The organism is Fusicatenibacter faecihominis (genome assembly GCF_020686945.1).
GTDB classification, from domain to species: Bacteria; Bacillota; Clostridia; order Lachnospirales; family Lachnospiraceae; genus Limivivens; species Limivivens faecihominis.
This window is the reverse complement of record NZ_JAJEPR010000060.1, coordinates 1-9,805: the sequence shown is the minus strand read 5'-3', so window position 1 is coordinate 9,805 and position 9,805 is coordinate 1. Positions and strand designations below refer to the sequence as shown.

Here is a 9,805-nt window from a genome sequence, read left to right as displayed (position 1 = left end):
CAGCCGATTGTTTTCTCTATCTGAACGCTCTGCTCTTTATCTGGATAGATCCTTATTTTTATGGCGCGGTTCATTTTTCTCACCCTGGCTTTCTATATACTGCCGTATCGTTTCAATCGGCGCCCCGCCTGCACGGAGCAGACAGAAGCTTCAGCAGTCTGCTGCTGGCACTTTTACAGGCATTGATGAATTTACGGAGTTCTGTCTTTGGCTGTGCGCGGAACATCACATGAACATGGTCTGTATCGTGATTCCATTCTTCCAGTACGATCCCGTATCCGGGTGCGATATACTCAAAGCTCTCTTTTTCTCTTTCGGATATTTCGTCGTTCCATATTTTTCTTCTGTATTTTATAACCATCAGCAGGTGATAATATAGTAAAAATGCTGAATGGGAATTATGGTCTGATTCTATTGTATTTATCACTCTTTTTTCTTATATCGACTGATATGTATTTGCGAACTAATGTTCCTTTTCAGTATACTATATTAGGCGATAGAGAACAAGTGTTTCTTTTGTACTATAAGGACTTTTTTGAGCAGATATGCTCAGATATGCAATTCATCTCACCACCTGAAGAGGTGGGAGAATTCTTGCTACATTTGTTAAAAAAAGATACCCTGGAACGATCATAAAGATCACAATCAAAAGGAAGGCCGGCATGCTTAGTAATAACAAGATCCTTTTTCTTTTTTCTCCATCTTCTGTCATCCTCGCTGCTGATAAACTTAAAAAAGGGAGCTGTCTTCCAGCTCCCTTCCTGTCTTTATGTTTCCTGAGCAGCCTCGTAAAGATCTGTATGGTTTTCTTTCAGGTAATCGATGATCTCCTGCTTGCTGTCATCAGACTGATCTTCACAGAACATACCGGCAGCAACCTGGAATACATTCCACATACCGGACGGCATATATTTACGATCCCAGAGGTTATCGTAGAATACATTCGGGAAATGGGATTCCATTTCTTCCATCATCTGCATACCATAAGATTTTGTAGTCTCAGAAGGCAGTGTGCTGATCTCGCCTGCTGCCTCACAGACATTCATATTAACTGCTGTTCCAAGGCAGGAGCCGGTGGTCATCAGTGTATAAATTTTTCCATCCGTATCTTCAATTTGATAAAGCCCAGCGTAACCGGCAGTTATATTTCAAAAGAACAGCCGTCATAGGCAACCTCATAGCCTTTCGGATTCTCCAGTGCACAGATTTTCTCATGCGTAAAGTCTCCGTAATGGGCCAGATGGTTCAAAACCAGTGTTGTTTTCCCATCAATGCATCCCATTTCTTTCAGACGGTCACGGACTTCATCAACTGCCTGAAAGCCCATATGCCCCTGTCTCCAGTCCCTGCTCAGTGCCGTACAGTCCAGACTTGCCAGATCCAGATATTTTCCTTCCAGAAATTTCCAGGTGCTTTCGGGGAAGATTCCTGTATCATGGGCATATAAGATCTGTTTTCCTTCTCTTTGGATCAGATACATCATGGACTTTTCCGATTGGTTATGATCTGCCAGAAGTGCCGTCACCTGATAAGCATCCGGCGTTTCAAACGTTTCAAACGGCTAGATCTCATGGAATGTAATATATTGTTCCGGATTCCTGCAGACCCGCTTTGCATCCTCACACATACTTATAACTGTTTCATTTCCATATATGGTAAGTTTTTCCTCTGCAAGACCTTCTGCATACTGGTCAGATCTCAAGCCAAGATCTGCCGGAAAGAAATGGTCATGATGGCTGTGCGTAAGTAATAGCGTCCGGACTCTCCTGAGATTGAGCCCCAGCACCTGTGCATGGTAATTGGTATCCGGTGGAAAATCCAGCAGCAATGTATCATCGATCAGTGTCTGGCTTCTGCTTCTTACATTCTTCCCTCCATACTTTCTTGCAAGCCTGCATGCCTCACATTCACAAAACAATGCCGGCCAGGCTTCCGAGGCTGATGTCCCGTAATAAGTAATTTTCATATCTGTCACCACATCCGTTATCTTATATTTGAAAAGTTTCAGAGAAATTACATAAAATGTTGTCATAAACATTTTTATCTGTGTTTAGAAAATATACCTGTTTTTTGTCTGTTTTTTGTCTGTTTTTTCTTTTGTTTATCTTTTTTCTATTTTTCCTTCGTTATTTTTGATGCATTTCTCCGGCTGTTTTATCTTTCTATATTGTTATTTATACCATATTCTGGTAAAATGAAAAGAGAATTTTGTTGTTACTATTTCATATTTTGTTGTTCTATAGTCAGGCAGAAGTCTGCATAACAGCTACGTTGGGATTTTGTTTGAAAGGAGTTCTTATGACAGTTAAAAAAATCAGTTATTTCCGTTCCAATCCATCCACAAAGGAAACCATCACAATTCTGGACTGCGGTTACCATGAAACTCTGCATGGACATTATTCTGCGCAAAAGGTAGTTGACCACTTTGTCCTGCATATCATTGTATCAGGCAAAGGAACTTATCAACTGCGTGAACAGACCTATCATCTGCAAAAAAATGACTGTTTCGTTCTCTTTCCTCATGTTCCCATCTGCTATCAGTCTGATCCCCAGGATCCATGGGTCTACTATTGGGTTGGGTTCGATGGAAGGGATGCTCTGGAAATTATGCAGTTATGTAACATTACTTACCAGATTCCCATCCTTCATTATGAATCGACAATAGAGCTTGCCAATATCCTAAAGCCTCTCATCGATTTAAACACCGCTTCTATCTCTGACAGCTATTTTGCTCTTGGACAATTTTATTCTCTCTGCTCCAGACTGATGCAATACAACCAGAACATCAAACCATTAACCAGAAAAGAATATTATGTAAGCCAGGCGGTTTCTCTGATTGAAAATTCTTATTTCAAGAATATTTCCGTGCAAAGCATTTCCGATGCTGTCGGTCTGGAACGCACCTATCTTTATCGCATTTTTAAAGAGATCACAGGTGTCACTATTCAGGAATATCTCACAGATCTGAAATTAAAAAGAGCCCGTTATTTTCTAACGAACTCTGATTTTTCCTGTGCTGATATTGCTTATTATTGCGGATATCTCTCAGAACAATATTTTTCTATGGCTTTCAAAAAGAAAACCGGTCTCTCTCCTTCTCTTTACCGCCAGAAAGCACTTTCTGACCGTTCTTTTCATGCAAAAGAAGAGTAAAACCGGTTATCTTTCCTACCTTCTTCCTACCGCCTTCGTCGCAATCAGATTCACGCCCGTATCCGCTATGTTTATAAGGATGACATCCCCGAGGTGAACCGGGGCCTGGGCTGTGGCAGTGTGAATGGCTTCCATGCATTCCTGAATCTTTCCCTTGGGAATGTCGGAGGCGGTCTTGACGGAAACCATCGCAATGGCGCCGCCTGTTACCGGAACGCTGCTGGTCACGGTCCGCATGGGATTCGTACATTCTTTTTCGCCGTAGTCACGGCCCCGCTTGCAGGTGTAGCCTTCCACGGAAACGACCTTTCCCGCCTCCAGGCTCACCGTCAGGGCACAGCCCATGGGGCAGCCGATACAGGTTAATTCTCTTTTTTCCATCTTCTCCCCCTCCTATTCTGCTTCGATGTGTACAGTGATCCGGGCCAGATCCGGATACTGGTCCAGGTCGCTGTGTCTGATGACTACCTGCTCCATCTCGCCGGGAGCCATGATACGCTTTTTCTTATGGGAGATAAGCCCGCCGTCGTAGGAGACGCAAAGATAGTGGTCTTTCAGGACGCTGTCCACGCGGAAGCGGATCAGCGTTTCTTCACCGGCTTTGTCCGGACGGATCTTTGAGGGGACGGTGTAGCGGACGTGAGCGCCGGTCTCGACGGTGATGGCGGGACGTTTTGTGTCTGCTGCAGCGCCGGAAATCTCAGCTTTCACCTCTGCCTGCTCCAAAATCACATCTGCTTCTGTGACTTTATCCCTATTCTCTTTCAGCCACTCCGCCGCAGCCTTTCCTGCCAGCGCTGCCTCCTGGCTCACGAAATCCACTAGATCGTGGACATGGAGCACGTTTCCGCAGGCAAAAACGCCTGAGAGGCTGGTCTCCATACTCTCATTTACTAATGGCCCTCTGGTCACAGGCGACATTTTCGCCCCCAGTTCCTCGGTCAGTTCATTCTCCGGAAGAAGACCTACCGAGAGAAGCAGTGTATCACAGGGGATATACTCCTCGGTGCCCGGGATAGGCTTCATATGACCGTCCACCTTTGCCAGAGTCACGCCTTCCACCCGCTCTTTTCCGTGGATCTTCACCACGGTGGTAGAGAGCTTCAATGGAATGCCGAAATCATCCAGGCACTGGACAATGTTCCGTTTCAGGCCGCCGGAGTAGGGCATGATCTCCGCCACCGTATGGACTTTCGCCCCTTCGAGGGTCATCCGGCGGGCCATAATCAGGCCGATATCACCGGAGCCTAAGATCACCACATCCTTACCGGGCATCTTTCCCTCGATGTTCACGAGACGCTGGGCCGTTCCTGCGGAATAGACGCCTGCCGGTCGGAAACCGGGGATATTTAAGGCTCCCCTCGGCCGCTCCCGGCAGCCCATGGCGAGAATGATCGCTTTCGCCCGAATCGTCAGAAGACCATCCCTGCTGTTCATGGCCGTGATGTATTTTTCTCCCTCTTCCTCCTCGAGATCCACTACCATCGTGTCGGTGAGGTAAGGGATTTTTGCCTCCTCCACCTGCTCGATAAACCGGTAGGCGTACTCCGGTCCCGTGAGCTCCTCATGAAACGTGTGCAAACCAAAGCCATTGTGAATACACTGATTTAAGATACCGCCGAGAACGGAATCCCGCTCCAGAATCAGGATATCCTCCACGCCTGCTTCCCTCGCTGCCAGAGCTGCCGCCAACCCTGCCGGACCGCCGCCGATAATGGCCAGTTCCGTCTCCATACTTTTTCTGCCTTCTGCCATCATCTCTCACCTCCTGTCAGCATCTTGGACGCGCCGCCTGCTTTCGTGACTTCCTCCAGAGGAATCCCCAGCTCCCTTGCCAGAATGTCCATGACCTTCGTAGAGCAGAATCCTGCCTGACAACGTCCCATACCCGCCCTGGTCCGCCGCTTGATTCCATCCAGGGAACGGGCTCCCAGAGGCCGCCGGATCGCGTCGATGATCTCTCCCTCTGTGACTTTCTCACAGCGGCAGATGATCGTTCCGTAAGCAGGATTCTCCGCAATCAGGGCTGCTGCCTCCGCCTGGTCCATGGAAGCAATATTCGGAATATCCTTCCTTGTCTCCTGGAAATCTTTCTTCTCATCTACCTTCTGTGTCTTCCGGAGCTTCTCCACGATCTTTTCCGCCATCCACTCTCCGATGGCCGGGGCGCTGGTAAGGCCCGGCGACTCGATGCCCACCGCATCAAAGAAGCCCGGGGCATCTTTTACCTCGCCCAGGATGAAATCATCGTGATCCTCATGAGCCCGAAGTCCCGCAAAGGAGGTGATCGTCACGCCCCGCGGCAGGCTCTTCACGCTGAGAGCCGCCTTTTTCAGCACTTCGTCGAGGCCTTCTGCCGTGGTGTCCACCCCTTCTTTGTCGGAAATATCTGTGGCCGTCGGCCCCACCATCAGGTTTCCGTGAACCGTCGGCGTCACCAGCACGCCTTTTCCCATGGCCGTCGGCATCTGGAAAATCGTATGGGAGACCAGCTGGCCTATTTTTTTGTCCATCAGGCAGTATTCCCCTTTTCTCGGGGTGATATGAAGCTTCTCCTCGCTGACCTGATTGTGGATCTCATCGCCGTAAAGTCCGGCGGCATTTACCACGATCCGGGTCTCGTAAGTTCCCTTCCCGGTCTCCACGGTATAGCCTTCCACTGTTCCGGGCTGCACACGCTTTACGCCCTCATTCAGATGGAACTCCACGCCGTTCACCGCTGCATTTTCCGCCAGGGCGATCGTCAGCTTAAAGGGACAGACGATGCCTCCGGTCGGCGCATGAAGGGCGCAGACCACCTCTTCCGAAAGGGCGGGTTCCAACGCCAGAAGTTCCTTTTTCTCCAGGATTTCCAGCCCTTCTACGCCGTTTTCTTTTCCCTGCTGCAGGAGCTTTTCCAGACGGGGGCGGTCCTTCTCGTCAAAGCAGAGCACCAGAGAACCGTTTCTCTTATAGGGAAAATCCAGCTTCCGGGAAAGCTCTTCCATCATCTGGCTTCCCCGGATGTTCATTTTCGCCTTCAGGCTCCCCGGCGCCGCATCGAAGCCTGCATGGGCGATACCGCTGTTTGCCTTGGAGGTGCCAGAACAGACGTCCTCCCCCTTTTCAAACAGGGCAGTCTTCAAATCATAGCGGGAAAGCTCTCTTGCGATCGCCGAGCCTGTCACACCCCCGCCAATGATCAGTACATCATACATTTCCTGTTCCTCCTGTTTCCTGAATGATTTTTCTTGCTTTGTCCGGATAGTTGGTGATGATCGCCTCGATCCCGGCTTTTGTAAGTGCTTTCATGTCTGCCTCTTCGTTGACCGTCCAGGCATGTGTTTTCAGCCCAAGAGCTCTGGTCTTTTCCAGATATCCCGGATACTGGATATTGTAATAAAGCGGATGCAGTGCATCTGCACCTACCGTCTTTTTCGCATAATCCCAGACATTTACAATGCCATCTGCGTAAAGGATCCCGGTCCGTACAGACGGCTCCAGTTCTTTCATGCGGATCAGGCTGTAATGGTTAAAGGAAGAATACCAGAGTTTCTCCTCCATTCCTTTCTCACGGGCCAGTTTCAGCAGTTTTTTCTCAATATCCGGATAAAAATAGATACCTGTTTTCAGCTCTACATTGATCTCTAGTCCGGTCGGTTTTAAAAGATCATACACCTCTGCCAGTGTAGGGATCACGGAATTGGCATATTCCGGATGCGTCTGATTGGCTTTGAAGGATTTCAGCTCTCTTACCGTATAATCTTTTACTTTTCCCTTACCGTCCGTTACCCGGTCGATGATCTCATCATGGATCACCACCAATTCTCCGTCTTTACTCAGCTGCACATCCAGCTCCACACCGTCGGCCTTCTGTTTTGCTGCCAGTTCAAATGCTTCCAGTGTATTTTCCGGTGCGTAGCCAGATGCTCCTCTGTGTGCCCAAACTTTTGTATTCATGGTTCTGCCTCCTCATTCTTTTGGTTAGTTATTCTATTTTTATCTGTTAAAACATCCATGTTTTGTATGCTTTGCATAAATTATATTTCTTTTTTCTGAAATTGAAAAGAGTTTTTTTCTGAAATTTTGAAATGCCCCGCAAAACCTGCGGGGCATTCGGTATCAGCTCTGTTATAACACTTTTTACTCGTTTACCAGGTTGTATTCTTCGATGGAACTGTTGATCTGATATGCCATCTCCGCTGCTGCTTCCTCCGGTGTGGCCTGACCGTTCAACATGTTTTCGATCTGCTGCTGCACGATCTGTCTTGCCTCCGGGAAGACGCTTAAGAGAGCTCCGGCGTACTGGGGTGCGCTATCGTGAAGCTGATCCAGAGCAGTCTGGAACTGGGGATATTTTGCGATATTCTCTTTGAAGACGTCCTCATCCTGCGCTTTGGTATTTACCGGGAAATAACCGGTCTGGGAGTTCCAGTAAGCCTGGGATTCCGGAGAAACCAGGAACTCTACGAATTTCCATACAGCTGCCTCTTTTGCCTCCAGCGTGCTGAGCAAATCCTCCGGCCGGATTCCTAAGTTTATCTCTCCCTCTTCAAAGCCTCTTTTTTTCAGGAGAAAGCTCTGACTATCAGAAAGGGGCAGCTCCCAGTCCCGGACCGTTATGTATTTTTTTCCTTCCCGCTCAAAGAGATGGGTCTTGAAAAAATTCATCGCAGGAGAGCCGATAAAACCGGCCACAAACTGGTTGATCGGGTTATTGTAAAGTACTGCCGGAGCCGCTGCCTGCTGAATGACGCCCTCTTTCATGACGACGATTCTCGTTCCCAGCGTCATGGCCTCGGTCTGGTCATGGGTCACATAGATGATCGTGGTTCCCAGTCGCTCATGGAGTTTCGCGATCTCCACCCGCATCTGCACCCGGAGTTTGGCATCCAGGTTGGAAAGAGGCTCGTCCATGAGAAAAACTCTCGGCTCACGGATCATGGCGCTTCCAATCGCCACTCTCTGGCGCTGTCCTCCGGAAAGTTCTCCGGGCCGTCGGTCCAGAAGATGCTCGATCTCCAGGATTCTTGCCACCTCGTGGACTCTTTTATCGATCTCTTTTTTCGGAACCTTCCGGATTTTCAGCGCGTAGGCCATATTTCCGTATACAGTCATATGGGGATAGAGGGCATAGTTCTGAAAAACCATAGCCATCTCCCGCTTCTGAGGTTCCACATAGTTCATCAGCTTTCCGTCCATCCAGAGCTCGCCGCCGGAGATCTCCTCCAGCCCGGCGATCATCCGGAGCGTTGTGGACTTACCGCAGCCTGATGGACCTACAAAAATAATAAATTCCTGATCCTGGATTTCCAGATTAAAATTTTTCACGACACAGTTGTTGTTGGGATAAATTTTCGATATGTTACGCAAAGCCAGACTTGACATTACTTCCTCCTGCATTTCTTTTCCAGTTATTCTTGAACGTTACAAAGGATACCGCTCCTTTGTAAAAAGAGAAGCGCCGCGTCTGTTAAGCCCGCGTTAAGATATTTTAGAAATGTAAAAAGAAAAAGAGCTTCGGAAGAATTTTCCGAAACTCTCTTTACATAGATTTTTCACTTATTCGTTTGCCTGCATTTTTACCTGAGTCAGGGCTTTGGACACAGCCGGGATCATCAGGACGATGACGGTGATCACACCTTCTGCAAAGATGTAGGCTCCGTTATAGGCCAGGGAATAAGCCAGCGGATTCCAGCCCTCCCAGGCATACTCACCAAAGAACAGCCAGCCGGAAAGTACTGCAAACACATAACGGCCGATGATGCCTATGATGTAGCCTTTGATGAGGCCGTGTTTGGCATTGCAGAAGAGACCGGAAAGTCCCAGGGCTCCGAAAGCCAGCACATAGTCCACGATCACCTGGATCGGGAAGTAAATATAAGGCTCAATGATGAGCTGAAGAATACCGTAAGCTGCCGCCGTCAGAATACCGGTGCCCACGCCGAAAAAATAGCCCGGCAGGCAGATAAACAGCATACTGAACAGGGTTACAGAACCGCCAAACGGGAAAGAATAGAGCTTGATCATGGAAGTCACCATGGCCAGTGCCACCGATACGGCACAGAAGGCCAGATGCCTGGCACTCATACTCTTTTTCTGTTTTCCCTTCTGGGCGAGAGCTGCGGCTCCCACGAAAACAGCGATCAGAATCAGAAACATGGCTACATAGCCTGCTGTAGTGAACTGGTAGGAATCATCCACCGTTGTTACGAAAAATGACATAAAAATACCTCCTTAGATTTATCCAGGAGGGGCCTCATTTTATGCTTCCTTACGCCGGTATTACCCGGTTCAAGTCATGAGGGTCCGGCGGAAATTCCCCGCGCGTCTCAGCCATCGCATAAATCATGCATCAGCTCCCCTAGCCAAAGATATGAAATTAAATGTCCGATCTTATTCTACCATTCTATATCGAAATGTCAACATAAAAAAGCGCCCTGCCGCTCTCGCGGCAGGACGCCTGTCTTCTTATTATAGAATAAGATGATATGAGTGTCAAAAGGTCTTTTGACACTCATTTGATACCCGGATTGCTACGCTGCTACGCAGCTTCCGCAATCCTCCAAATATTCGAAATCCGCTGATTTACTGCGTAAATCGCTACTGTCTACGCTCCGCTTCGGTCGGTGCAAAACGAACATCCACTGGATGTTCTGCACCTCATATTTGG

9 protein-coding genes, 2 pseudogenes and 1 riboswitch are annotated in these 9,805 nt (G+C 48.3%); of the genes and pseudogenes, 1 reads left to right on the top strand and 10 read right to left on the bottom strand.

The window, feature by feature from the left end:
• Positions 1–36 precede the first annotated feature (36 nt).
• The 4 genes and pseudogenes from tnpA to LKD71_RS17125 form a co-directional block, all read right to left on the bottom strand.
• A pseudogene (gene tnpA / locus LKD71_RS17140) lies at positions 37–415 on the bottom strand (IS200/IS605 family transposase).
• Between the two features lie 352 nt (positions 416–767).
• The gene (locus LKD71_RS17135) at positions 768–1,046 is read right to left on the bottom strand and encodes a hypothetical protein (RefSeq protein WP_227616329.1); all 279 of its coding nucleotides are present in this window, start codon (positions 1,044–1,046) and stop codon (positions 768–770) included.
• Positions 1,047–1,141: 95 nt separating this feature from the next.
• A pseudogene (locus LKD71_RS17130) lies at positions 1,142–1,540 on the bottom strand (MBL fold metallo-hydrolase); the annotation flags it as partial.
• 21 nt (positions 1,541–1,561) lie between these two features.
• Complete coding sequence (locus LKD71_RS17125) at positions 1,562–2,032, bottom strand: MBL fold metallo-hydrolase (protein WP_227616327.1); 471 nt, start codon at positions 2,030–2,032, stop codon at positions 1,562–1,564.
• 179 nt (positions 2,033–2,211) lie between these two features.
• Between LKD71_RS17125 and LKD71_RS17120 the strand changes: the two genes are divergently transcribed.
• Positions 2,212–3,153, top strand: a complete 942-nt coding sequence (locus tag LKD71_RS17120; protein WP_227616326.1) for an AraC family transcriptional regulator — start codon at positions 2,212–2,214, stop codon at positions 3,151–3,153.
• Between the two features lie 15 nt (positions 3,154–3,168).
• Here LKD71_RS17120 and LKD71_RS17115 read toward each other — a convergent pair whose 3' ends face one another.
• From LKD71_RS17115 to LKD71_RS17090, 6 genes are all read right to left on the bottom strand, one after another.
• Positions 3,169–3,534: a DUF1667 domain-containing protein gene (locus tag LKD71_RS17115; protein ID WP_227616325.1), complete on the bottom strand. Its 366-nt coding sequence runs from the start codon at positions 3,532–3,534 to the stop codon at positions 3,169–3,171.
• A 12-nt stretch (positions 3,535–3,546) separates the two neighbouring features.
• Positions 3,547–4,911, bottom strand: coding sequence for an NAD(P)/FAD-dependent oxidoreductase (locus LKD71_RS17110; protein WP_227616324.1), 1,365 nt, complete (start codon positions 4,909–4,911; stop codon positions 3,547–3,549).
• A complete protein-coding gene (locus LKD71_RS17105) occupies positions 4,908–6,350 on the bottom strand; it encodes an NAD(P)/FAD-dependent oxidoreductase (RefSeq protein WP_227616323.1) in 1,443 nt (480 codons plus the stop codon). The genes LKD71_RS17110 and LKD71_RS17105 overlap by 4 nt, the downstream gene beginning before the upstream one ends.
• The gene (locus LKD71_RS17100; RefSeq protein WP_227616322.1) at positions 6,343–7,092 is read right to left on the bottom strand and encodes a glycerophosphodiester phosphodiesterase; all 750 of its coding nucleotides are present in this window, start codon (positions 7,090–7,092) and stop codon (positions 6,343–6,345) included. Before LKD71_RS17100 ends, LKD71_RS17105 begins: the two co-directional genes overlap by 8 nt.
• A 183-nt stretch (positions 7,093–7,275) precedes the next feature.
• Positions 7,276–8,520, bottom strand: a complete 1,245-nt coding sequence (gene ugpC, locus LKD71_RS17095) for a sn-glycerol-3-phosphate ABC transporter ATP-binding protein UgpC (protein WP_227616321.1) — start codon at positions 8,518–8,520, stop codon at positions 7,276–7,278.
• Between the two features lie 174 nt (positions 8,521–8,694).
• Positions 8,695–9,357, bottom strand: a complete 663-nt coding sequence (locus LKD71_RS17090; RefSeq protein WP_227616320.1) for an energy-coupled thiamine transporter ThiT — start codon at positions 9,355–9,357, stop codon at positions 8,695–8,697.
• 29 nt (positions 9,358–9,386) lie between these two features.
• A riboswitch (TPP riboswitch) is annotated at positions 9,387–9,508 on the bottom strand.
• Between the last annotated feature and the right edge of the window lie 297 nt (positions 9,509–9,805).